Source organism: Paenibacillus sp. A14 (genome assembly GCF_036864815.1).
Taxonomy (GTDB): Bacteria; Bacillota; Bacilli; order Paenibacillales; family Paenibacillaceae; genus Fontibacillus; species Fontibacillus sanfengchensis.
In genome coordinates this window covers 44,682-68,866 of the sequence record NZ_JBAGJD010000018.1, presented here as the reverse complement: position 1 = coordinate 68,866, position 24,185 = coordinate 44,682, and the positions used below count along the sequence as shown (strand labels likewise).

The following is a 24,185-nucleotide window of genomic DNA, read 5'->3' as shown; positions in this document are numbered from 1 at the left end:
CCCCCTCAAGATGAGATTTCCCAATTAGTAAGACCCCTTGAAGACGACGAGGTTGATAGGCCTGGGGTGGAAGTGCAGCAATGCATGGAGCTGACAGGTACTAATCGGTCGAGGGCTTATCCAAAAATAACTCCAAAAAGTGGCGTCAGGCTGAGCAAGCCGATCTGAGCACTTGAGGAGACTAAAACGCAAATACGTTTCGTATCCAGTTTTCAGGTGATCAAACATCTGAACACGTTTGGTGGCGATGGCGGAGGGGTTCCACGCGTACCCATCCCGAACACGACCGTTAAGCCCTCCAGCGCCGATGGTACTTGGACCGAAGGGTCCTGGGAGAGTAGGACGTTGCCAAGCAACTAAGAAAGAGCACTACCGTATGAAGCGGTGGTGCTCTTTTTGTATGCTCTAATACAAATTGATGCAAATCTGCAGCAATTTCCGAACGTTTGAGCCCCGAAAAGCGAAAAGATGCAAATGTGCAGGAATTTACGGCTCTCTCCCCGGAATGGGGCCCCATTGGCGAAAAAACCTGCAGATTTGCAGGAATATCGCACAGAGGGGCCCTCTACTCCAATAATTCCTGCAGGTTTGCAGGTATTTTGCAAAAGATGGATCACATCTCTTCTTCAATCGGTTGATTTTAAAAAATGAATAGCGTACCGTATCTACAAGTAAGATTTTTTCGTTTATAACAATGAGATCGTAAATAGAGGATACAAAGAAGATCTTCAGGAGGTGCCAACATGCGGGAAGAGCAGCCGCTGGAAGGTGTGGTAAGTAGCCCTGACGCATATATAGATCGGATTACTCTGCATCACCAGGCTCTTCGGCAATATTGCCGTGCTTTGGCGGGTTCTCCTTGGGAAGGCGATGACCTGGTTCAGGATACCTGGCTCAAGGTGTGGTCCGCGCTGCAAAGGGGTGTCCAGGAGAATCGGATTACTCGAGCATACTTGTACCGGGTAGCCCGCAATGCGTGGATTGACCGGAACCGCAAAAAAACGCTCCCATTGGTAGAGCAGCCCCTGGAGGAGCTGCAACATCCGAACGCTGATCCAATGGAGGTATGGATGGCTATGGAGATACTGGTGCAGCAGTTGGCACCGGGGCAGCGGACGGCTTTTTTGCTGGTGGACGTATTGAAGTATACTGCAGCGGAAGCCGCGGAATTGACGAGATCCTCCGAAGGGGCAATCAAAGCCGCTCTTCACCGGGCAAGGGCCAAGCTGAAGAAGAGGGTCGAAGATAAAGTTGGCGATCAAAAGCCCGCGCAAGCTAAGTCGCTAACTCCATTGCCCTATAAGCAAGTAATGGGGGGAGCTACGGACAAGGGCAAGAATCCGAATACGCCCATAGCCAAACATTCCGACTCAATCCGCAAGCGCCAGTCCGAAATTGAAGCGGCGGACACATCAAAATCCGAAGCGGATGCGCTCAGGACCTACGCCTATGTGGAGGCGTTCCGTCAACAAAACACGGCTGCCATGGTGATGCTAATGAATGATGGAGTGCCGAAAGAAGCGGTTGTTTCCGTTTTGCACACAAAAGCTCGGACGCAGCAAAATGCTCACTGGACTGCCAATTTGGCGGCAAATCGGGAGCTATACTGTCGGGCCGCAGCGGCTTAATTTTATGGAGGTGTTCGGAGTGAGCAATATGATTATTCCTTATGTGATCGAACAAACCGGTCACGGTGAGCGTTCCTATGATATTTACTCCCGTTTGTTGAAGGACCGGATTGTGTTTTTGGGCTCGGCTATCGACGATCAGGTGGCGAACAGCATCACGGCCCAAATGCTGCTGCTCGCGGCGGAGGACCCGGAGAAGGACATTCATTTTTACATCAACAGTCCGGGGGGGTCCACATCCGCAGGTTTTGCGATTTACGACACGATGCAGTACATCAAACCTGATGTACAGACGATCTGCTCGGGATTTGCGGCTTCGTTTGCGGCGATTCTGCTGTTGTCCGGAACGAAGGGCAAACGGTTTGCCCTCCCGAACAGCGAGATCATGATCCACCAGCCGCACGGAGGGGCGCAAGGGCAGGCCAGCGATATCGAGATCAGCGCCCGGCGGATTCTCCGCATTCGCGAGCGGCTGAATGAAATTGCCGCCGAGCGTACGGGGCAACCGATCGAGCGGATTGCCCGGGATATGGACCGGGATTACTTTATGAGCGCGGAAGAGGCCAAGACCTACGGGATCATTGATAAAGTGATCACCAGCGCAAAAAGCGTCTCATAAGCACAAGAAAGAACGCCGTTGTTCAGAAATGAACAGCGGCGTTTTTTCTTGTGCGCCCGGGATGGGCGATAACTCGGCGGTGAAAGTCCGCTACAGGCTTGGCAGTAGGAACTGTTAGTTGAAGGCAAGGGTGTCCGCCGCGAGGCGGAATCTGAAGGAAGCCGGAGGCAAACCCTCGGTCTGATGAACAGAAATCACTACGCAATACGAGCGTCTACGTAAATTGCACTTATGCGGTTGAACCGCCGTATACCGAACGGTACGTACGGTGGTGTGAGAGGTCGGCTACTCATCTAATGAATAGCCTCCTACTCAATTACTAAAAATCCGCGAATTTGTACACCCTAGATGGACACGCGTATGTCATAGAAAGCCTCCCTGACAATCGCCCCACTTATCCTTGACAGCCTATAGGGCCTTTGCTAAGATGGCAATAATATATTTTTGCAGGTGAGATTCGGCGTTGATTTTATAAGGAAAACAAGACCGGACCCGAATAAAAAACAAGGAGGAAAACCTAAGGTGTGGGAAAGAAAATTTGAGAAGGAAGGCCTTACATTCGACGATGTATTGCTGGTTCCTCGCAAGTCGGAAGTATTGCCTAAAGAGGTGAGTGTGTCCACGAAACTGAGCGACAAGGTGAAGCTGAATATTCCGCTCATCAGCGCTGGGATGGATACGGTGACGGAAGCGGCTATGGCAATCGCTATGGCACGGGAAGGCGGCATCGGAATCATCCATAAGAATATGCCGATCGAACAGCAGGCTGAGGAAGTGGACCGGGTGAAACGTTCGGAAAGCGGCGTAATCACCAATCCTTTCTCGCTTACGGCGGACCATTTGGTTTCCGACGCGGAGGCGGTGATGGGCAAATTCCGGATTTCCGGGGTGCCGATCGTCGACGAGGAGCATAAGCTGATCGGGATTTTGACGAATCGTGACTTGCGGTTTGTCCATGACTACAACATCAAAATCAGCGATGTTATGACCCGCGATAACCTGGTTACGGCTCCGGTAGGTACGACGCTGCAGGAGGCCGAAGTGCTTCTGCAGAAGCATAAGATCGAGAAACTGCCACTGGTGGATGAGAACAATGTGCTGAAAGGTCTTATCACCATTAAGGATATCGAAAAAGCGATTCAATTCCCGAACGCTGCCAAGGACGCGCAAGGCCGTTTGTTGGTTGGCGCGGCAGTGGGGATTTCGAAAGATACCTTTGAACGGACCGACGCTTTGGTTAAAGCCGGCGTTGACCTCATAACCGTCGATTCCGCGCACGGACACCATATTAATATCATCGAAGCGGTAGCCGAACTGCGCAAGCGGTATCCGGAGCTGACGATCATTGCGGGCAACGTGGCCACCGGAGAAGCGACCCGGGCGCTGATCGAAGCCGGCGCTTCCGTGGTTAAGGTCGGCATCGGGCCGGGGTCGATCTGTACGACCCGCGTCATCGCCGGCATCGGCGTACCGCAAATCACCGCCATTTACGACTGCGCGACGGTAGCCCGTGAATACGGCGTGCCGATCATCGCCGACGGCGGGATCAAATACTCCGGCGAGATCACCAAAGCCATCGCCGCGGGGGCGCACGCCGTGATGTTGGGCAGTCTTTTTGCGGGAACTGAGGAGAGCCCTGGGGATTCGGAGATCTACCAAGGCCGCCGCTATAAAGTGTATAGAGGCATGGGCTCTCTGGCTGCAATGAAACAGGGCAGTAAGGACCGTTACTTCCAGGACGACGACAAGAAGCTCGTTCCTGAAGGGATCGAAGGCCGCGTGGCTTACAAGGGACCGCTGGCCGACACGGTGACCCAATTGATCGGCGGTCTCCGCTCAGGCATGGGGTATTGCGGAACGAAGACGTTGGACGAGCTGCGCAATGATACGCAATTTGTGCGGATTACAGGAGCCGGTCTGCGCGAAAGCCATCCGCATGACGTTCAAATTACGAAAGAAGCTCCAAACTACTCGCTGTAAAAGGCGCGAAAGCCAACATATACCATTTGCAAGCAGGGCGATTTCCGCCCTGCTTGTCTTTTTTTGCGGTAGGCCCTGTGATAGAATAGATAAAGCAATTCATGGAGTATTTATTCATACTAGAAACCTTTGATAATGAAAGACTAGAAAAAGATGAAGATTTACGAGAGGAGCTTTAAGGACATTGAAATTGAAACAACCCCCCCTTCATAAAACGAAATCCAGACGGAATCTCGTCCGTAAAGGAGTAGCGTCCGTTCTGTTGTTTAATATGCTCTGTTTCTCCCTGGCCCCTACCCTAGCGTTGGCGGAGGGCGAACAAACCCAAACGGAATCCACGACGACAAAATCCACGAAACCGGCATCGCAGCGGAGCGGAGCCGTGCAAATCCCCTCACCGGAATCCCTGCAGCTGCAAGTCAAATCGGCGGTGCTGCTGGAGCCGGTATCCGGCCAGGTGCTGTTGAACATCAACGGAGACCAGGCTCTTCCTCCCGCGAGTATGACCAAAATGATGACGGAATATATTGTGGCCGATCTGGTCAAGCAAGGGAAGTTTAAATGGGACGAAATGGTGACGGTACGAGAGAACGCCGCGCAGACGATTGGTTCCCGCATTTTTTTGGCCGAAGGGGATCAACATACGCTTGAGGAATTATATATTGCCATGGCCGTTGGCTCAGCGAATGATGCCACGGTGGCCCTAGCGGAACATGTGGCCGGATCGGAGCAGGCTTTCATCAAAATGATGAACGACGAAGCGAAGCGGATGGGCATGAAAAGTACGCACTTTGCCAACTCCACGGGCCTCGATATCGGGGATATGCCGGAGAAATTCCGGACGCCGGGAAACCAGGAAACGGTGATGTCGGCGATGGATGCGGCGATCCTGGCTAAATACATCGTAACCGATCATCCTGACTTTTCCCGGTTTACGTCCATTCAAAAGCATCAATTCCGGGAAAGAGACAAGGCTCCGATTGTTAACTATAACTGGATGCTCGAGGCGAACAAGAATGTAACCAATTTCAAGAAGTACGCTTATGAAGGGCTGGACGGCCTGAAAACGGGCCATACTTCGAATGCCGGGAATTGTTTCACGGGGACGGCTGAGCGCAACGGGGTGCGTTTAATCAGCGTGGTCATGGGGACCTCCTCGGAAGAGGCCCGTTTCGTCGAGACCCGTAAAGTGCTGGATTACGGCTTTAACAACTTCGAAACGAAGCAAATTATTGCTCCCAAAGCGACGGTGGCGGGAACGGAAACCGTTACTGTGAAGAAGGCCAAGAATACGTCCGTACCGGTCGTTAGCGATCAGGCCGTCAGCTTCGTGATTCCGAAAGGGGCGGACACCAGCAAGGTTCAGGCCACAGTATCATTGTCCAACGAAACGCTGACCGCGCCGCTGAAACAGGGGACCAAGGTAGGGACTGTCACTTACTCCTTCAAGCCCGACGGCATGAACCAGACGCTGGAGAAGACCGTCAATCTCATTACCGCGCAGGACGTGGAAAAAGCCGGCTGGTTTAAGCTGTTGATGCGGGCAATCGGGGATTTCTTCCGCGATTTGTTCAACGGAATCAAGAACCTTTTCTGAATCTAGGCTTCCTTATTACGAGCGTATATATTGTATATTTCAGGTGACTATTGTAAAATATCAAGTTAGATTATTATCGGGAGGCATGGACATGGAAACAGGAACATCGCGAGTAAAAAGAGGCATGGCTGAGATGCAAAAAGGCGGCGTCATTATGGACGTCATGAATGCGGAGCAGGCGAAGATCGCCGAGGCGGCCGGGGCGACTGCCGTAATGGCTTTGGAACGGGTGCCTTCCGATATTCGTGCCGCAGGCGGTGTAGCCCGTATGGCGGACCCTACCATTGTGGAAGAGGTCATGAAGGTGGTTTCCATTCCGGTTATGGCGAAGGCCCGAATCGGACACTATGTCGAAGCGAAGGTTTTGGAATCTCTAGGGGTGGATTATCTGGACGAGAGCGAAGTGCTGACTCCGGCCGATGAAGTATTCCATATCGATAAACGTGATTTTACGGTTCCTTTCGTCTGTGGGGCCAAAGATCTGGGCGAGGCGCTTCGCCGGATCGGCGAAGGAGCTTCCATGATCCGGACGAAGGGAGAGCCGGGAACGGGCAATATCGTGGAAGCCGTGCGTCACATGCGTTTGATTAACAGCCAGATCCGTAAAGTGCAGAACATGTCCAAGGACGAGCTTTATGCCGAAGCGAAAAACTTGGGTGTGGCCTATGACCTGCTCCTGGAAGTTCACGAGAACGGCAAGCTGCCGGTTGTAAACTTCGCCGCGGGCGGCGTGGCTACACCGGCGGATGCGGCTTTGATGATGCACCTGGGCGCGGACGGCGTATTCGTCGGATCAGGGATTTTCAAATCGGACAACCCTGAGAAGTTTGCCCGCGCCATTGTGGAAGCGACAACGCATTATACGGACTACAAATTGATCGCCGAAGTCTCCAAAAACCTGGGTACGCCGATGAAGGGGATTGAGATTTCCAAGCTGTCGGCGGCGGAACGGATGTCGGACCGGGGCTGGTAATCAGGAGAATCGGGCTTGCCCGGTGACAAGAAAGAAGGTTAGACCATGAAAGTTGGCGTTTTGGCGCTGCAGGGCGCCGTAGCGGAACATATTCGCAGTATCGGGCGTGCCGGTGCGGAGGGGGTCGCTGTGAAGCACCCCGAGCAGCTCGCGGAGCTGGATGGACTGATCATTCCGGGCGGGGAAAGCACGACGATCGGCAAACTCATGCGCAAGTACGGGTTTATTGAGGCGATCCGCACCTTTGCGGCACAAGGCCAGCCGGTATTCGGCACCTGCGCCGGGCTCATCGTGATGGCCAAGGAGATTGAGGGCGGCGAGGAGCCTCATCTCGCGTTGATGGATATCAAAGTGTCCCGGAATGCCTTCGGACGGCAGCGGGAGAGCTTTGAGACCGATCTGGACGTGAAAGGCCTGGGCGATCCGCTGCGGGCGGTCTTTATCCGGGCGCCTTTAATTACTGCGGTGGGCGGCCAAGTCGAAGTGCTCTCCACGTACAAAGAAGAAATCGTGACGGCGCGGCAGGGCCACCTGCTCGTGTCTTCCTTCCATCCGGAGCTGACGGATGACAGCGCCTTGCATGCCTATTTTCTAGAGATGATCAAGAGTAAAGCGGGCGCGGTTTAGGCCCCTGAAATACCTTGACTCTTTTTCCAAAAAGGGTCGAGGTTGTTTTTCTTTTTAATTGAAGGTTCTGATTTTTCGGCGGTCCCGGCGGCCTGGTTCAGGTGATGGAGTCGGTACGGCTGTGACGGGATGAATCTAGGAGGGACTACCCATGTTGGATGTTAAAATATTGCGAAACGATTTTGCGCGCGTCGAAGAGGCGCTGAAAAACCGGGGGAAATCGCTGGACCTGGTCGCCGGCTTCCCTGAGCTGGACGAGAAACGCCGAGAGCTTCTGCAGGAGAGCGAAGCGCTCAAAAACCGCCGCAACACCGTATCGGCCGAAGTGGCTGCGCGTAAGAAGAACAAGGAAAACGCGGATGAACTGATCGTGGAGATGCGCGAGGTCGGCGATCGGATCAAGCAACTGGACGACGAGGTGCGGGAGCTTGAGGGAAAGATCGAGGAATTGACGATGAGCATTCCGAATATTCCGCACAGCAGCGTTCCCGTGGGCGCTTCGGAAGAGGAAAACGTGGAGATTCGCCGCTGGAGCGAGCCGAGAAGCTTTGGCTTTACTCCGAAAGCGCATTGGGATATTGCGGCCGACCTCGGTATTCTGGACTTTGAAGCCGGCGCCAAAGTGGCGGGTTCGCGGTTTACTTTTTACAAAGGACTTGGAGCTCGTCTGGAGCGCGCCTTGATCAATTTTATGATGGACTTGCACAGCAATGAGCATGGCTATGAGGAAATGCTCCCGCCATACATAGTGAATCGCGACAGCCTGTATGGAACCGGGCAGCTGCCGAAGTTCGAAGAGGACCTGTTCAAACTGACAGAGAACGATTATTACCTGATTCCGACGGCGGAAGTGCCGGTCACCAACTACCATCGGGACGAAATTTTGAGCGCGGAAGACCTGCCGCGGAACTACGTGGCTTACAGCTCCTGTTTCCGTTCGGAGGCCGGTGCGGCGGGGCGCGATACGCGCGGGCTCATTCGCCAGCATCAGTTCAACAAAGTGGAAATGATCAAGATCGTGCACCCGGACCACTCTTATGAGGAATTGGAAAAGATGACGGCAAACGCAGAGCGCGTCCTTCAGCTTTTGAAGCTGCCGTATCGGGTACTGACACTGTGCACCGGCGATATGGGCTTTACGTCCGCCAAAACGTATGACCTTGAAGTTTGGTTGCCGGAGAGCGGAGTGTATCGAGAGATTTCGTCCTGCTCGAATGTCGAGGATTTCCAGGCCCGCCGGGCCAACATCCGGTTCCGTCCGGAGCCTAAGGCCAAGCCGGAATTCGTACATACGCTGAACGGATCGGGACTTGCCGTGGGACGCACCGTGGCGGCCATTCTGGAGAATTACCAGCAGGAGGACGGCAGTGTGGAAGTTCCCGAAGTACTTCGTCCTTATATGGGTAATTTGCAGGTTATTGCCAAGCGGAAATGACTTGATCTCAGTACCGGGATGTGATAGAATCTGATTTGTTACGCGAATCAGATTCTTATTTGGAGAGGTACCGAAGCGGTCATAACGGGGCGGTCTTGAAAACCGTTAGAGTGCAAGCTCACGTGGGTTCGAATCCCACCCTCTCCGCCAGCTTATATTTAACTGATCATAACACTGTAGGGGCGATGAAGATCGCTCCTTTTTATATTTTGGCAAATGTCCCGGCATTGTATAAAGCCCTGCCTTGTGAAGCAAGTTAACGGATGAACCTCAATTTACACCGCAAAGGGGGAAAATCCGTGACTAAACCGCAGACTTACACGACGCCCGGAACCCAGCCGGATACGAGCAACCAAAGGGAGCGCGGGCATGGCGGCCCGGAGCCGCTTTCCGGCTCCAAGAAAGTCAAAATGCGCCAACAGGGTGGCAACCGAAATCCGGAAGGAAGCGGGCACCGCTAAGCCTAAGCGCGTCTTAAATCCCGGCTTCGTGCCGGGTTTTTTCATGCCAATTTGGAATTAAAGCAAGACATAAGGTTCATAAAATGGCATAATAGAAATAGAGGCGTTATAGATGCCGATTTTAAGGAAATGGAGAGATGGAGAAAAACTATACTGTATTGAAAGGAACGTGATGCGTTTGAACTTGGTAGAAATGAATAACATCCCCACCCCTGACGCGAATTCGGGGGAGGCTCCCCGGCAGCATAAGCAAAGGACCTTAGGAAGCCTGGTGCTTCGATTCTTCTTTATTATTGTGGGAGCCATTTTGGTCTCTGTGGCGCTCGAACTGTTTCTTGTTCCGAACATGATCACGGACGGTGGAATTACCGGTATCTCTGTAATGTCCTCTTATTTGTCTCAATTACCCTTAGGTATTTTCCTTTTCCTCTTCAATCTTCCCTTTCTTATTATCGGCTACAAACAAATCGGCAAAACCTTTGCGATCTCAACCTTGGTAGGGATTACGGTCATGTCGATCGGAACCGCACTGCTGCATCCCGTAGAAGCTTTTGTGCAAGATACTCTGCTGGCTTTTGTCTTTGGCGGGATTCTGCTTGGACTCGGTACAGGCATTGTGATCCGGTTCGGCGGCTCTCTGGACGGTACGGAGATCGTGGCGATCCTCATTTCCCGAAAATCCCCGTTTTCCGTGGGCGAGATCATTATGTTTTTCAACTTCTTCATTCTTCTTAGCGCAGGTTTTGTTTTTAGCTGGGAACGGGCGCTGTTCTCTCTGCTGGCCTATTATATCGCTTATAAAACGATAGATATCGTGGTGGACGGTTTGAATGAATCGAAATCGGTATGGATTATTAGCGATCAGATCGATGAAATCGGGGCAGCTATTGTCAGCCGGCTCGGCCGGGGCGTTACTTATTTATCCGGAGAAGGCGGGTTTACCGGGGATCCGAAGAAAGTGATTTTTTGCGTGGTCACGCGCTTGGAAGAAGCCAAGCTGAAAGAAATTGTAAATCATTACGACGAAAATGCATTTTTGGCCGTTGGAAATATCCATGACGTGAAAGGCGGACGTTTTAAGAAGAAATCGATTCACTAAATTTTTGAAAATGTGTTCCCGCTGAAGCGAAAATGGTTTATGATAGGGGTAGTTTTGATCTTTTTTATAGTCAGGTTTACATGACGGAGAGGGGTTATTAATGTCTAGGAAGTTTTACGTGTCGGCTTTGGTGTTGTTGATGTCGGTCGTTCTGGTGCTGTCCGGCTGCAATACCAAAAAAGAACCGAAGGAAGCGCTCGGAAGCGCAGCGATTCAGGCGCTGAAGATGGACTCTTATGTGCTTAACAACCAAATTAAAATTTTGGATCTGACGTTTGACGGGGCTTCTTCCGAAGCGGCCGAAGTGGGCGCCGTATTCTCGATGTTGAAGAACGCCGAAATTAACGTGAACCAGATTTACCAGAAGGATCCGATGCAAACGGAAGCCACTCTGGAAGTCAAATTGACCGGCGATATGACGACGACGATCACGGTTCCTTTTGTCATGACCAAGGAAAAAATGTATGTTAAAATCCCAAGCATTCCTTTCCTGCCGATGCCGGAAAACATCGTCGGGAAGTTCCTGGAGCTGGACCTGAAGGAACTGGCGAAACAAAGCGGCGAGGAATTCAATCCGGACCTCTTTAACACGGACAAGACACAGAAGCTTGCGGGGGAAATCTCCAGCGCGGTCTTGGCCGAGTATGATTCGGCGAAATACTTCAAGAATGTGGAGCCGAAGGAAGTGGCATTGCCTGAAGGATTTAAGGCCAAGCAAGTCGTACAATTCAGCGTAAATAACGAAAATGTGAAGGAAGCGATCACGATCCTGATCAACAACGCGCTTCCGAAAGTGCTGGATATCGTGGGCAAAGAGGAATACCGTGCCATGTTCGATTTGAAGCCCGAGGATATCGAAGAAGCCAAAAAGGCGCTTAAGGAAGGCGACCAAGCTGAACTTGGCAAAGCGCTGGATGAAATGCAGAAGTATCTAAAAGTCAATAAATTCGTAGTCAATACGGCGATCGACAAGAAGGACTTTCCATCGCATTCCGACATGACTATGGATTTGGAAATCAACGATCCGGAATCCGATATGAAGGTGAAGCTGGCGCTGCAAGCGAAGAGCACGTTCAGCAAAATCAATGAGAAAGCTGCATTCTCGATCGGAATTCCGAAGGATACGATTACGTTGGATCAACTGGAACAAGAAATGGGCGGCATGGGTTATTAATCTATCGGATGCGGCCTACGCAAAAACCGTGCGAATCTTATGATTCGCACGGTTTTTTTAGATAGAAAGCCAGCACTTGATCTCATGGGGCGGATTCATCGCTAACCGGTTTCTTTCGAAGCTTCCGAAAGAAATCGCGCAGCAGCGAGCCGCACTCCTCCTCCAGCACGCCGGAAACCAACTCGGTCCGGTGATTGAACCTGGGCTCCTGGAGCAGGTTCATCAGCGTCCCGGCGCAGCCCGCCTTCGGGTCGGGAGCTCCGTACACGACCAGAGGCACGCGGCTCTGGACGATCGCACCGGCGCACATGGGGCAGGGCTCCAGCGTTACGTAAAGCCGGCAGTGCAGAAGCCGCCACGCCTTCAGGCGCTCGCTGGCTTGGCGGATCGCGATCATTTCGGCGTGAGCGGTGCCGTCATGCGTGCTCTCTCTTAAATTGTAGCCCCGGCCAATAATCTCATCGCCGTAAACAATGACGGCGCCGATAGGAACTTCGCCGAGCGCTTCGGCTTTGTGCGCCTCCTGAATCGCCTGCTCCATCCAGTATTCATGCGGTTGCGACGATGGGGGAGGCTCCGGAATCCACGGAAGTGGCATGGTATAAGTTCAGCTCCTTCAACGTAATTCGACATATTTTGTCCAGCGAACAGGTATTCGTTCTTAACATGTTGTGGACAAACTTGTGTATAACCTCCGTTTTATCCCCAATCTTATTCACATATTCCACTATAGCATTGTTTGTATGTTTATAATATGTGGATAACCACTCGAAATTATAAGGATATTCACAAGGGTGAGTAGGTATTTTTTCTTATTGTAGGGAAATCAACTGGGAAATTCAACGTCTTTGCAAATCTTGTCGTTACAGGTATGATGGGGATAGCAACAGCATGTGCCAATTATCACCATTTTCCGCCTGAGGGGTGAAGATTCTTTTGTCGATTAAAACCAAACTCGCCCTCATTATGACGGCTTTTACCGTGACTTTGCTTTCTATTAACATTGTACTCAGTTACCTTACGACCCAGGATAACTTACGCAGAGACCGCGAAGCGGATATGCTGCTGACCGCCAAACAGATTGCTTTGGCCGTAGAGCAGAGCCGCTCGGTTTATGAATATGTGAAGAATATGATCGACCCGAAGGCCAGCCGCGACTTTGTCGATGAAACGCTAAGAATGACGAGCCCGGAACGAATCGCCGATGAATCTTTGCGAGCGAACCGGCACTTGCTTGAGATTTCCGGCTTGCAGCCGGGGAGAAGCGATCAACAGCCTACGCTTTTGTTCGGCACTTATCAGTATCGAAAAGACCCGAATGTTGGCGATATGGCGCGAAATGCGCTGCTTAAAGGGACTAACCTGCTTCAGGAAACGGAAATCAACGGTCAGCGGGTGTTGGAGAGCTATATTCCGATTCAGCCGCACTATCAGGAGTCCTATGTGATCCGCATCATTTCCAGCTATCAGCCGATCTCCTCGGTCATTTACAAGCATATGGTTAGCCAAATATCGGTATCTATTGTGCTGTTGGTGGTGGTGATTATTGCCAGCAGTATTTTGGCGGGCCAGCTGATCCGGCCTATTCAGGATATTTTGGGAAGAGTCAGCCGACTTTCTTCCGGCGATTTTGATGCGCGAATCCAAATGAACCGGAGAGATGAGCTCGGACAGCTCGCCGGTCAAATCGATGCGATGGCGAATAGTTTGGGGCATTATATGACCGTTCTAAAGCAAAAGAGCGAAGAAAACCGCTTGATGAAGGAACATTTGGAATCGATTATTAATCAAACCGCCGATGCGATTCATGTCATCGATTTGGAAGGCAGAGTGCTGCGGGTTAACTCGGCCTTTGAAGAATTGTTCGGCTGGACTAGCGAGGAGATCATCGGCACCAAGCCGGAGTTCATTTCCCCCATTCTACTAAGTGAAGGGGAGAGTTCCAGGGAGACCCGGCGAGGAAAACCCTTTGTTTTGACGGAGACCGTTCGGCTGCGGAAGGATGGGAGCGAAGTCCACGTCAGCATCAGCGAATCTCCGATTTATGATGAGCACGGGCGGATTATAGCTTATATCAGCATCACACGCGATATGACCGAGCATAATAAAATGGAGGAGCTGCTGCGCCGATCGGAGAAATTAACCACGGTCGGCCAGTTGGCGGCCGGCGTCGCTCATGAGATTCGCAATCCCCTCACAACGTTGCGGGGATTTCTTCAGATGCAGCAGCGGACCAAGTCGATCAATCAATTGCATACCGATATTATGCTGTCCGAGCTTGACCGGATTAATTTGATTGTGAGTGAGTTTCTGATTCTCGCCAAACCGCAAGCCGTTCAGTTTGAAGTGAGGGATGTCCGCTTTACTTTGGGAGATGTGATTTCTCTGCTGGATAGCGAGGCGCATTTACATAATATTGAGTTCCACCCCCATTTCTCGGCGTCTCCGGTTCTGGTACACTGTGAAGAGAACCAACTTAAGCAGGTGTTTATCAATATTTTGAAAAATGCGATGGAGGCCATGCCGGGCGGCGGAGCAATCCGGCTGCAGCTTGCGGAAGAGAGCGGTGCCGCCGTCATCCGAGTAACCGATGAAGGGGAAGGCATCTCCAAGGAGCGGTTGGAGAAGCTGGGAGAGCCCTTTTATACCAATAAAGAAAAGGGAACCGGTCTCGGGCTGATGGTCACTCAACGAATTATTGAGGGGCATAAAGGCACAATGCGGATTGAAAGCGAGCTTGGCAAGGGAACCTGCGTAACCATTATTCTTCCAAGTGCCGATGCCAAGTCCGATACGGACAAGGGCGGGAAGCAGAGTTTAGCATGAAAGGTGACTAGGCGTGAGAATCAATAAATTTATCAGTGAGACAGGGTACTGCTCCCGGCGGGAGGCGGATAAGCTGATCGACGCGGGCAAGGTGACCATTAACGGTCAGACGGCCATGCTCGGCAGCCAGGCGGAAGAAGGCGACGATGTCCGGATTGACGGTAAGCCGATCCAGCAGAAGCGGAGCCGCCACGTATATATCGCTCTGAACAAGCCGCCGGGAATTACGAGTACCACAGAAAGCCATGTCCGGGGAAATATCGTCGATTTCGTCGGACACTCGGAGCGGATTTTTCCGATCGGCCGTCTGGACAAGGATTCCGAAGGACTGATTCTCTTGACTAGCGACGGAGATATCGTCAACAAGATCTTGCGGGCCGAAGGAAAGCATGAGAAGGAATATATCGTGACGGTGGATAAGCCGATCATCCCTTCCTTTTTGAAAGCGATGGGAGAAGGGGTCAAAATCCTGGGCGAGATGACGCTGCCGTGCAAGATCACACGGGTAACGGATCGGGTGTTCCGGATTATTTTGACGGAAGGAAAGAACCGGCAGATCCGCAGAATGTGCAGCGCGCTCGGCTATGAGGTGAGGAAGCTGCAGCGAATCCGCATTATGAATATTCATCTGGGCGATCAGAAGGTGGGAACCTGGAGGGAACTGACTCTCCAAGAAAAGCAGGAGCTCGGACAGGCCCTGAATTACGAACTCACCTAAACGCCCCGACTTAGATGCATGCTAACTGGGGGTCTTACACAAGAAAAAGCTGCCCAAGCGGGCAGCTTTCTTTGGTATACGTATGGTTTATTGTTCGTGCGTCGCCGGCATGCCGATTTGCTGATCCCCGTCCTGGTACTTCCGGATAATCGAAACCTCCACCCGCCGGTTCTGCGCCCGGCCGACATTGGTATCGTTACTGGCGACAGGATGGTATTCACCGTAACCGATCGCGCTGAATTTCTTCGGATCCAGGTTTTCGTTAAGCAGCAGAATTTTCATAAAATTCAAAGCCCGAACAGAGCTGAGGTCCCAGTTGGACGCGAACTCATGATTCGAAATCGGAACGTTATCGGTGTGCCCCGAGACGATGACTTCATAATCGGGGAATTTTTGCAGCATATTCGAAATCGCCTTGGCCAAGACACGGGCGTCCGGCTTCACCTGGGCTTCCCCCGAAGGGAAGAGGGCGTTATCGCTGATCGTTATCATCAGTTGGGATTGGTTCAGCTTGGTGTCCAACTGCGTGGTAAGCCCGTTATTCTTGATGTAGTTATCGAGCTGTTTCTTCAACGCCTCCAGGCTCTCCTGCTCTTTCCGCATCAGTTCCTTCTTCTGCTTCATCAGGTTGTCGGAAGTTTTGGAAATGTCCTCCGGATTCGGGGAGGTCTTGGTGTTGCTCTCCAGCGCGGTTTGATCCAGGACTCCCGCACCGCCGGTAAGCACGCTTTGAAAGGCTTCGCTCATTTCCTCAAATTTCTTGGCGTCCACGGTACTCATGCCGAACAAAACGATAAATAACGCGAGCAGAAGGGTCATCAAGTCCGAATAAGGCAGCAGCCAGCTCTCGTCCGAATGCTCCTCATGTTCCTGGTGCTTCTTATTCTTTTTGCTCACCTTCACCCGCCCCCTTTTCTAAAATTTGCGCACGCTCTGCAGGGGTTAAGAAAACGGCCAGCTTTTGTTGAATCGCAATTGTAGATACACCGGATTGAATGGAAAGTAAGCCTTCCACCATCATCAGCCGAACTTCCATCTCTTTCTTCGAGAGACGCTTCAGTTTATTGGCGATCGGGTGCCACATGACATAACCTGTGAAAATACCGAAAACTGTTGCGATAAAAGCACCGGAAATCGCGTGGGACAATTTGTCGATATCACTCATATCGGACAATGCGGCGATGAGTCCGACAACCGCCCCGAGTACCCCTAGGGTAGGCGCGTACATCCCGGCCTGGGAGAAGATTTGCGCCCCCGCCTTATGACGCTCTTCGGTGGCTGCGATATCTTCCGTAAGGACGTCTTGAACGAAATCCTGATCGTTACCGTCGATGATCATCCGCATCCCGCCGCGTAAAAAATCATCTTCAATTTCCTCCACCTTGGCTTCCAAAGCAAGCAGACCTTCACGGCGGGTAATGGTCGCCCATTCCATGAACAGGGTAATCAGCTCAGCCTTGCTGATCATTTTGGGCTTTGACATGGTGAGTTTGAGCAACACGGGGAATTTCTTGATGTCCGAAAGCGGAAATGCCACAAACAGCGTCGCTGCCGTCCCTACAAAGATAATGACAAAGGCCGCAGGGTTCGAGACCAAGCTTTCAATAGGTGCACCTTTCAGGAACATTCCTAAAATAAGCGCCACGAAACCGAGAATAAGTCCAATAATCGTTGAAATTTCCATTGCACACCTCGTCCTTGAGATAATTGTTTCCATTTTTCTGTCTCCCGCATCCTTGCTGGAGGCATTACAACCTTGTCCGAAAAACGGTTTATCTTTTTTATCGACAGAATTCCCTTTTTTTTTAAGGTGTTTTTTCCGGTATAATGAGAATACAGTCTGTATTAGACTACTAAGAAGGGAGCCATTAGGCGGTGGGAGTAAAGCACGGAAGAGATTATGAACATATTTTGGCAGATCTGACGGAAGCGGTTGGACGCATTCCGGATAGCTATGAATTTTTTGAAATGGAGGCTGCGGAGTGGGCGGACCTTTCCGGCGAAGAACGTTATGAGGTCCAAGAGGCATTGGCGGAAGATTTGTTCTTTGCGCTGGGGACCGAACCCGTGATTAGCGTGGGCAGCGCTGTGGTTATTCACGATGCTGAGGGCCACAGAATCAATGTGCTCATCGGCGAAGACGAGTTGACCTCCGTGGCTTTGATTTGACAGCGGGGCGTTTTTTTGGAATATTGTTCGGGAGCATGGTAAAATAAAGACTTAGAAGATCGACACGCTAGACCTGCTCGGACGGGCAGGGTAAATCAGGAAAAGCCTTCCGCGCATGAACAGCCGATCCATGGAATACAATAAATGGATGCTCATGCCGGGCTGGAGACGAAGAATAAAATCCTTCACTGCAGGATTACATACAGGGAAGTTTGAGGAAACGGGGAGGAAGAACAATGCCGTTTACGCCGCAAGAAGTAGAGGCGCATTTGGAAAGGCTGGAAGGTTGGGAGCTGGAGGAGGGACGCTGGATCGTCCGCAAATATACCTTCTCCAACTTTATGAAAGGGATTGCGTTTGTGGACGAGGTTGCCGCCATTTCGGAAGCGTTTAACCATCACCCCTTTATAACCATCGATCACAAAACGGTGACGCTTCGCCTGACCTCCTGGGAGGAAGGCGGCATCACGGCCGTGGATATCAAGGAAGCGCAGCAATATAATGAAGCATTCGAGAAGGCCCGTTCTGCCGGTTGAGAAACGAATGCAGGAAAGCAAGATAATCGAGGCTGCAGAAAAGCGCCCGCCGAAAACCTGGACCCAGGCCCCGGCGGGCGTATTGTTGTAAGCGTTATTTCTTTTCGGAAAGATAAAGCGCGACGTTGGCGATTTCCTCTTCCTTCAACTTATCCTTGAAGGAAGGCATCATGCCTCCGCCTTTCCCTTTGGTAATGATCCCAAACAACTGGTCAGCCGACAGCGCGGAACCTACTTTTTGCAGGTTCGGACCGGCTCCGCCTTTCAATTCATCACCATGACAGCTGATGCAGTTCGCCTTTATAACGGCCTCGGCTTGTTCCGCATTTAACGTGACTTCAGGCATCTGAGGCTTCTCTTCCTGAGCTACCTGTTCCCGGCCGGGCAATGTAAACATTAACACGGCTGCAAAGGCGCAAGCCACGACGAGTAATCCGCTCATGATCCACTTCTGCATTCCGATCGTCCCTCCTATGTAAGTTACCCCTTCCATTATAGCGGAACAGGCTCATTGATCATAGCGTTTGTGACAAAAAAAGTAACGAATTACTCCGGTTTTTTAAATATTTCCCCAAATGACGTGCCGTTTATCACAGACAACCTCGCAATATAGATTAAGGTGAGACTGGGGCACCTTTGTAAACCATACAGTAGTAAGGTTTGGAAATACCGCCCGGGGTCATTTTTTCGTACAAATCGGTAATGACGAAGCCGGCTTTTTGATAAGCGCGAATCGCCCGGGTGTTCCAGGTCAATACCTCCAGGTCGATGACATTCTGCGGTTTCCGCCGCCGGGCTTCCTCCACGATCGTCAGCACAAAGGTTTTACCCAGTCCCTGGCCGCATAAATCGGGCCGCATCCCGATGCCGAGCCGTGTCACCCCTTCCATCGGAAAGTACTGGGCAAATCCGGCGAGCTCATCATCAGGGGTCATTAATGAGACATATTGTTGCGCTCTTAAGGCCGGGTTCCCAAACTCCACGTCGAGCGCTTTCATTTGTTCCCAGGGGAGCCAGCTATAGATATCGTATGGGGAATCGTATTTCCAGGTACAGATAGCCGCGCCGTGGCTCTCCTCCATGGGAACGATCCGGAATGTAGTGACTGGTTTTTCCATGTTTGCGCCTCCTTTAAACAATGGGAATGGATATTATATCGCGGGGCTGTCTTTTCATCGATTAGAAAATTCCGTTTACCCTCACTCTAACGGGAAATGGGTTGCTTGTAAAGATAGGAAGACGTAGGTGTTTCGTCCTCGGTCAGAGGGGTAATGTGGAGTATGGGAAGATTTGGACAGTGGAGTCCGGGAGAGGAAACGGCGATCGTGAAAAAATAAATTTTGGCGGAAAGGCCATATTTGGAAACCTTTTTGAACGGACTTTCGTTATATGGTATATAGCGAAAAAAACGCAGTGGTTCCGGCAAGAACCACTGCGGTATTAACTAAGTTGAGGTGAGCGCCTCAATTTGGCGTAGGGGTCATGATTCTGCGGCATATGTGGAATAACCGGTTTTGCTGAGAATTCTTTTGGCCCCGACATATTTTGATTTATAGTAACTGCTGTTTAATTTATCCGTACGAATTCCTTTGGATGAAGAGGCGTGCGCAAATTTCCCCTCACCGATGTAAATGCCGACATGGGATACTTTATTCTTGCCCAAGGTATTGAAGAATACGAGATCCCCCGGCTTTAACTGGCTTTTGGCGACAGGCGTGCCTTGTTTGTACTGGGCTGAAGAGACCCGGGCGAGCTTGACCCCCATCTGCTTGAACACATATCTCGTAAATCCGGAGCAATCAAATCCGCTTGTGGAGACACCCCCGTATTTATAAGGCGTTCCGTAAACAGAGTTAACCACGCTGTTCAAGGTCGTGTCTTCGGCCGATACGCTCCCTGTCCCCAAGGTGAACAGAATCGCCAAACTTGTCGCTGCTGCTGCAAATGTCTTTCTCATGATGTAAAGTTCTCCTTCCAATGCCTGCGAGGTTAGCTTGAGGATTCGGTTGAAGGTTCCCTATGATTCCTATGTATCGGTAATCAATTCACCCAAAATGGTTCCCCCGTTTCCCGGGTGCCGGGAATTCGGCTAGTCTAGTTGAATGCACCCAAAGTTGTGACGTGGCGAACAATGTTTACAAAGTTGTTACTATTTACTTTGGTTATTGTACCAAGCCTAACTTGCTTTGGCAAGCTATTCTAGGGTTGCCGGATATTTTAATTCTATTGTCCTGTTTATGCCGGGGAGAGACGGGTAATTTCTCCTAAACGGGATTTCCCAAACAGCCATGAAAAAACCCGCAGTCTACGACTCGAAAGAATCGCTGCGGGCCTTTGCCGGAATTATTCTACATCGTCATGCTCTTGGGAGTCGGTGGTGACTTCTTCGTACTTATCGGTACTCAGAATCCGTTTCGCTCCGACATAACGCTGTACATAATACTTCTCACTCAGTTTGCTGATGACTACGCCCTTGGAAGAAGATGCGTGGGCAAACTTGCCATCACCAACATAAACGCCGACATGAGAAACGCCTTTACCGGAAGTGTTGAAGAACACGAGATCGCCGGCAATCAGCTCTTCCTTCTCTACGGCCGTTCCCATCTTGTATTGGGCACCGGATTGATGGGGCAGTTTAATACCGATCTTCGAAAAGACGTACATGGTAAATCCGGAACAATCGAAGCCGGACGTTGTAGTGCCGCCGGAAGAGTACTCCGTTCCCAAGGCCGTATCGATGACGCCGTCCAACGTGGAATCGGCGAAAGCGCTCCCAGTGCCAACGGAGAAAAGAATGGCCAGACTTACTGCTGCTGCGGTCAACTGTTTCTTCAAGAAAATGCTCCTTCCAATGCCTACGAGGTTAGCTTAAGGATTCGGTTGAAGGTCCCCTATGATCCCTCTCTTGCGAGATCAATTCACCCAAAGTGGTTCCCCCGTTCCCCGCCAAGGGAATTCGGCTGTAGTTTACATCCGATTTACTTACATATTCGACACCCGACATGATTCTCCTGCCAAGGTGACAAAAATAATTACAAAATCGTTACTGAATTGTGCTGTTGCTATTGTAACAAAGGCAAGTATATTTTGGCAACGGCTATTTAGCAAGATTCAGAGGCGAAAACACAGGGAAAAGCCCCCGCTTTTCCGCGGAGGCCTTGTGGTGCAAGGGATAGACAAAGATGAAAAAAATTTAACCTTTATGTAACTTGGTCTGCCAGAGTTCATATTGAGAGGATATACTCCAAATTTGAAATAGGCTGCGGATAAAAGGATAGGTTTGCTGTAAAACCATGGCGGCCAACCCGGTCCAGATCCAAGAGAAGGCCCCGCAGATGAGAAATAAGACGGCTCCGGCCGTGCCGAGGATGAGGGAGATGGCGATGCCGGGCAGCAGGTGTCTGAGGCTGATTAGAAGGGAGTTCCAAACTCCCGTCTTGAACAGATAGCCAAATTGGGAGAACAATAGGAGCTGGCGAATGAGCCAGCCGTAGGCCGCCCACCCCAAAAGCAGCCCGATGATCGCCAGCAGGGGGCCCAGACGGCCGCCCCCCGGGATGAGCCAAGGCCAGAGGGCCGCTAACTTCGGGATGATCCATAACCCCGGCAGGGCGAGCAGAATCAGCTCCAGCAGGAAAAAGAGAGTGACCGGCTTCCAGAATTCCTTCATGCCGCGGAAGAGCGGAAGCCCGGCCCCTTGCTCCTCCGGAGGTTTCATGCCGTAAAGAATACCGGCTTGAAACAACGGGGTCATCAGCAGACGCAGGGCAATCAGGCCGAACAGCATCCACAAATACTGGTGGATCGCCGGGCTCCGTCCGAGCTCGATTTGTCCCTCGATCAAGTAAAGAACCTGGCTCAACTCATTCGGTGGGGGATCGGGATACCGCGACAGCAAGGCGATCACGGCCGAGTGAATTAGCCGGTAGAAGAACAACCCCCAAAGCAGCTGGTACAGAAACAGGATGATCACAGAGGGAAATTGGCTTCGAACAAGCCCCCATCCATTCCGTACGTAGGTCATTATTTTCCCTCCTAAAAGTTTTGTGAGCGTTACATCTTAGAGATAGCTGCGTACAAAACTTACTTCGAAAGCATAGGCCTGGTTTTGTGAGCGTTACATCTTAGAGATAGCTGCGTACAAAACTTACTTCGAAAGCATAGGCCTGGTTTTGTGAGCCCTACCAGACGAGCGTCCCCAGCAGCGCTTCCAGCAGTTTTACGACGCCAAGCGTAGCCCGGGTGCCGGTTGGCTCGGCAATTTCGGCCCTCATGTAATTGTTGATGTGTTTGTTCTCGAGAACCAGCGAATAATCGGGATCGACCTGCACCCAGTCCAAAGGTTCTTTATACTGCAGCTTCATCTGAACGGTTCCACCTTCGCCGTTCCAGACTTTGCGGACCGTATGTCCGTCCTTGAAGCTGAAGAGAAGCGGAATTTTGGGGGCGTTTCCGCCCCGACGGCTTAAAGTAACCTTTGATTCATACAGGGGCGCCCCGTTCTTGTTGGCGATTTGATTGACTATGATACGGTCCACCGAGAAGTCGGCCATTTTACCATCGTACACATACTGGTTGAAATAAGCCTTCCAGCTGCGGCTGGTGGACTGCTCGACGACACGTTGGAAATCGGCGGTCGTCGGATGCTTGAAACGGTATTTTTGACTGTAACTGTAAAGAATCCGCTTCATGGCTTTGGCTCCGACCTGTCGCTCGATATCCAGCAGAATCAATTTGCCCCGGGAATATACGTTTTTGGCGTAAGCATCGCCGGAACCAAACTTCCAGGAGGCTTGTGTCAAAGAGGCCGGGGAGGAGATAAGCGCGGCCTGCAGCGGCAGATTGGGCGCAATCCCGAACTCCTGCTCCATCAATTTGTCCTCCGCGTAGGAGGCGAAGGCTTCGTCAAGCCAGGCTTCTTCAAACTCGTTATTGGCCACCATCCCATAAAAAAACTGATGGGCTACTTCATGAATCACAGTGCGCTCCAATTCGTCGTAACCCGGAGAGTCGCTCCCCGCGCCAAAGGCCGTGACCAAGGTCGGATATTCCATGCCGCCGGCACCGTTGCCCTGGATGGGCGGAACGACGACGGACAGGGTGGAGTACGGGTAGCGCCCATACCATTTGCTGAAGTTGGAGAGGGCTACTTTAGCCGCGTAAAAATACCGCTCCTTCAGATCCTTGTGCGCCGGATCGAGGTATAGCTTGATGCGGACTCCCGGGACTTCCGCCGAGGAAAACGGCTCTTCGGCGTAAACGAAGTGGGGGGAAGCCGACCAGGCAAAATCGTGGACATCGTCGGCATAGAATTGAACCGTCTTCCGGCCGTCTTTTCGAACCGCAGGCTTGGTCTGGAATCCGGTCGCGGCCACCGTGTACGTTTCGGGCACATTGATGCTGACGCTATATATGCCGAAATCGGAGTAGAATTCCGATTTTCCATGATATTGGTGCAGGTTCCAGCCCTCATTTTTGCGGCCACGCGTTCCGGCAGGCTCATATACGCTGACCTTGGGGAACCATTGGCCCGCCATGACAAAATCGCCGGCGGTGCCCATGCGGGCAAACACCTTGGGCAGCTTCACTTTAAATTTGATTTTCAGCGTCAGGTCTTCACCTCCGCGCACGGTGACGGGCAGACGGATTTTGGCCAATGTCTTGTCATGCGTATTTCCATCGTCGGGCTGAACGTACTGAAGGCGGTGAAGCAGGGAAATGCCGTCCGTAGTCCGGATCTCCGTCAATTCCATGCCGCCCCATCCGTCCTTGGGCATGACGTCCCCGCGCAGCTTCCCGCCGGATTCCTTCATAAACGTGGATTCCCCGGAGGCAAAGGCGTTGGGATACAGGTGGAGGAAAAGCTCATTCACGGCTTTATTGCCGGGATGTGTCCAGGTTAGCGTTTCGGTGCCGATCAGCGCATGGTTCTTTTCGTCGAGACGCACCTGGATGTGATATTCCGTAAGCCGGTTGCTAAGCACCTCCACCGTCGGTTTTTGTATGCTTTCGGTCAGAGGGAGCGCGGGAGCGGGCCCGTTTTTGGCCGAGTCCTGAGGCTTGGCCTTTTTGGGCGCAAAGGAAGAAAGGTGCGAAGGCTCCAGGCTCAGCGTGTACCGGATGGTACCGGCGATGAGGCACAGGGCAAGAAGAGAAATGCCGATGAATAAAGTACGTCGGGTCATACAATGGATACCTCCCGTTGACAAGCATCTACAGCATGTATATGTTTGCATTTGGGAGATTATTAGCTAAAATTAAATAAATGAATGAAACCCGCGCAAATGGCGGCTTCCCGCCGCTTGGCATAAACATCGGCCTTAGGAACAGGACTATTTGGGGA

23 protein-coding genes, 1 tRNA gene, 2 rRNA genes and 2 riboswitches are annotated in these 24,185 nt (G+C 51.6%); of the genes, 17 read left to right on the top strand and 9 right to left on the bottom strand.

The window, feature by feature from the left end:
* The 13 genes from V4U88_RS25465 to V4U88_RS25405 form a co-directional block, all read left to right on the top strand.
* Nucleotides 1-124, top strand: a 23S ribosomal RNA gene (locus V4U88_RS25465); the annotation flags it as partial.
* 113 nt (nucleotides 125-237) lie between these two features.
* Nucleotides 238-354 (top strand): 5S ribosomal RNA (gene rrf / locus V4U88_RS25460).
* Nucleotides 355-743: 389 nt separating this feature from the next.
* Entirely contained in the window at nucleotides 744-1,628 is an 885-nt protein-coding gene (locus V4U88_RS25455; RefSeq protein WP_334075998.1) for an RNA polymerase sigma factor, read from the top strand.
* Between the two features lie 28 nt (nucleotides 1,629-1,656).
* The gene (gene clpP, locus V4U88_RS25450) at nucleotides 1,657-2,247 is read left to right on the top strand and encodes an ATP-dependent Clp endopeptidase proteolytic subunit ClpP (protein ID WP_334076002.1); all 591 of its coding nucleotides are present in this window, start codon (nucleotides 1,657-1,659) and stop codon (nucleotides 2,245-2,247) included.
* Between the two features lie 522 nt (nucleotides 2,248-2,769).
* Nucleotides 2,770-4,227 carry an IMP dehydrogenase gene (gene guaB, locus V4U88_RS25445; protein ID WP_334075997.1) on the top strand — a complete coding sequence of 486 codons (1,458 nt, stop codon included), beginning with the start codon at nucleotides 2,770-2,772 and terminating at the stop codon, nucleotides 4,225-4,227.
* Between the two features lie 184 nt (nucleotides 4,228-4,411).
* A complete protein-coding gene (locus V4U88_RS25440; RefSeq protein ID WP_334075996.1) occupies nucleotides 4,412-5,824 on the top strand; it encodes a D-alanyl-D-alanine carboxypeptidase family protein in 1,413 nt (470 codons plus the stop codon).
* Between the two features lie 91 nt (nucleotides 5,825-5,915).
* Complete coding sequence (pdxS, locus tag V4U88_RS25435) at nucleotides 5,916-6,797, top strand: pyridoxal 5'-phosphate synthase lyase subunit PdxS (RefSeq protein WP_334075995.1); 882 nt, start codon at nucleotides 5,916-5,918, stop codon at nucleotides 6,795-6,797.
* A gap of 45 nt (nucleotides 6,798-6,842) precedes the next feature.
* Complete coding sequence (gene pdxT / locus V4U88_RS25430; RefSeq protein WP_334075994.1) at nucleotides 6,843-7,424, top strand: pyridoxal 5'-phosphate synthase glutaminase subunit PdxT; 582 nt, start codon at nucleotides 6,843-6,845, stop codon at nucleotides 7,422-7,424.
* A gap of 151 nt (nucleotides 7,425-7,575) precedes the next feature.
* A complete protein-coding gene (gene serS / locus V4U88_RS25425; protein WP_334075993.1) occupies nucleotides 7,576-8,859 on the top strand; it encodes a serine--tRNA ligase in 1,284 nt (427 codons plus the stop codon).
* A gap of 61 nt (nucleotides 8,860-8,920) precedes the next feature.
* Nucleotides 8,921-9,009: transfer RNA gene (locus V4U88_RS25420), tRNA-Ser, on the top strand.
* 149 nt (nucleotides 9,010-9,158) lie between these two features.
* Nucleotides 9,159-9,320 (top strand): small acid-soluble spore protein P, encoded by a 162-nt coding sequence (locus tag V4U88_RS25415; protein ID WP_334075992.1) that lies wholly within the window; start codon nucleotides 9,159-9,161, stop codon nucleotides 9,318-9,320.
* A gap of 193 nt (nucleotides 9,321-9,513) precedes the next feature.
* On the top strand, nucleotides 9,514-10,419 hold the full coding sequence (locus tag V4U88_RS25410) for a YitT family protein (RefSeq protein ID WP_334076001.1): 906 nt from the start codon (nucleotides 9,514-9,516) through the stop codon (nucleotides 10,417-10,419).
* Nucleotides 10,420-10,519: 100 nt separating this feature from the next.
* Nucleotides 10,520-11,593: a DUF6612 family protein gene (locus V4U88_RS25405; protein ID WP_334075991.1), complete on the top strand. Its 1,074-nt coding sequence runs from the start codon at nucleotides 10,520-10,522 to the stop codon at nucleotides 11,591-11,593.
* 82 nt (nucleotides 11,594-11,675) lie between these two features.
* On the opposite strand, the gene tadA is transcribed toward V4U88_RS25405, so the two are convergent.
* On the bottom strand, nucleotides 11,676-12,191 hold the full coding sequence (gene tadA, locus V4U88_RS25400) for a tRNA adenosine(34) deaminase TadA (protein WP_334075990.1): 516 nt from the start codon (nucleotides 12,189-12,191) through the stop codon (nucleotides 11,676-11,678).
* Nucleotides 12,192-12,529: 338 nt separating this feature from the next.
* On the opposite strand from tadA, the gene V4U88_RS25395 reads away from it, so the two are divergent.
* On the top strand, nucleotides 12,530-14,419 hold the full coding sequence (locus V4U88_RS25395) for an ATP-binding protein (RefSeq protein WP_334076000.1): 1,890 nt from the start codon (nucleotides 12,530-12,532) through the stop codon (nucleotides 14,417-14,419).
* A gap of 13 nt (nucleotides 14,420-14,432) precedes the next feature.
* Nucleotides 14,433-15,137, top strand: a complete 705-nt coding sequence (locus tag V4U88_RS25390) for a pseudouridine synthase (RefSeq protein WP_334075989.1) — start codon at nucleotides 14,433-14,435, stop codon at nucleotides 15,135-15,137.
* A gap of 87 nt (nucleotides 15,138-15,224) precedes the next feature.
* On the opposite strand, the gene motB is transcribed toward V4U88_RS25390, so the two are convergent.
* Nucleotides 15,225-16,034: a flagellar motor protein MotB gene (gene motB / locus V4U88_RS25385; RefSeq protein ID WP_334075988.1), complete on the bottom strand. Its 810-nt coding sequence runs from the start codon at nucleotides 16,032-16,034 to the stop codon at nucleotides 15,225-15,227.
* Nucleotides 16,018-16,821: a flagellar motor stator protein MotA gene (gene motA / locus V4U88_RS25380; protein ID WP_334075987.1), complete on the bottom strand. Its 804-nt coding sequence runs from the start codon at nucleotides 16,819-16,821 to the stop codon at nucleotides 16,018-16,020. Before motA ends, motB begins: the two co-directional genes overlap by 17 nt.
* A 191-nt stretch (nucleotides 16,822-17,012) precedes the next feature.
* Here motA and V4U88_RS25375 point away from each other — a divergent pair, with 191 nt between their 5' ends.
* Nucleotides 17,013-17,306, top strand: a complete 294-nt coding sequence (locus V4U88_RS25375; protein WP_334075986.1) for a hypothetical protein — start codon at nucleotides 17,013-17,015, stop codon at nucleotides 17,304-17,306.
* Nucleotides 17,307-17,542: 236 nt separating this feature from the next.
* The gene (locus V4U88_RS25370; protein WP_334075985.1) at nucleotides 17,543-17,842 is read left to right on the top strand and encodes a 4a-hydroxytetrahydrobiopterin dehydratase; all 300 of its coding nucleotides are present in this window, start codon (nucleotides 17,543-17,545) and stop codon (nucleotides 17,840-17,842) included.
* Nucleotides 17,843-17,936: 94 nt separating this feature from the next.
* Here V4U88_RS25370 and V4U88_RS25365 read toward each other — a convergent pair whose 3' ends face one another.
* The 6 genes from V4U88_RS25365 to V4U88_RS25340 form a co-directional block, all read right to left on the bottom strand.
* Complete coding sequence (locus V4U88_RS25365) at nucleotides 17,937-18,299, bottom strand: c-type cytochrome (RefSeq protein WP_334075984.1); 363 nt, start codon at nucleotides 18,297-18,299, stop codon at nucleotides 17,937-17,939.
* 157 nt (nucleotides 18,300-18,456) lie between these two features.
* The gene (locus tag V4U88_RS25360) at nucleotides 18,457-18,960 is read right to left on the bottom strand and encodes a GNAT family N-acetyltransferase (protein WP_334075983.1); all 504 of its coding nucleotides are present in this window, start codon (nucleotides 18,958-18,960) and stop codon (nucleotides 18,457-18,459) included.
* A gap of 362 nt (nucleotides 18,961-19,322) precedes the next feature.
* A complete protein-coding gene (locus tag V4U88_RS25355) occupies nucleotides 19,323-19,799 on the bottom strand; it encodes a C40 family peptidase (protein ID WP_334075982.1) in 477 nt (158 codons plus the stop codon).
* 6 nt (nucleotides 19,800-19,805) lie between these two features.
* A riboswitch (cyclic di-AMP (ydaO/yuaA leader) is annotated at nucleotides 19,806-19,943 on the bottom strand.
* A 242-nt stretch (nucleotides 19,944-20,185) separates the two neighbouring features.
* Nucleotides 20,186-20,677 carry a C40 family peptidase gene (locus tag V4U88_RS25350; RefSeq protein WP_334075981.1) on the bottom strand — a complete coding sequence of 164 codons (492 nt, stop codon included), beginning with the start codon at nucleotides 20,675-20,677 and terminating at the stop codon, nucleotides 20,186-20,188.
* 2 nt (nucleotides 20,678-20,679) lie between these two features.
* Nucleotides 20,680-20,814, bottom strand: a riboswitch (cyclic di-AMP (ydaO/yuaA leader).
* Between the two features lie 221 nt (nucleotides 20,815-21,035).
* Nucleotides 21,036-21,866: a hypothetical protein gene (locus V4U88_RS25345; protein ID WP_334075980.1), complete on the bottom strand. Its 831-nt coding sequence runs from the start codon at nucleotides 21,864-21,866 to the stop codon at nucleotides 21,036-21,038.
* A 157-nt stretch (nucleotides 21,867-22,023) separates the two neighbouring features.
* On the bottom strand, nucleotides 22,024-24,027 hold the full coding sequence (locus V4U88_RS25340; RefSeq protein ID WP_334075979.1) for a M1 family metallopeptidase: 2,004 nt from the start codon (nucleotides 24,025-24,027) through the stop codon (nucleotides 22,024-22,026).
* Nucleotides 24,028-24,185 lie beyond the last annotated feature (158 nt).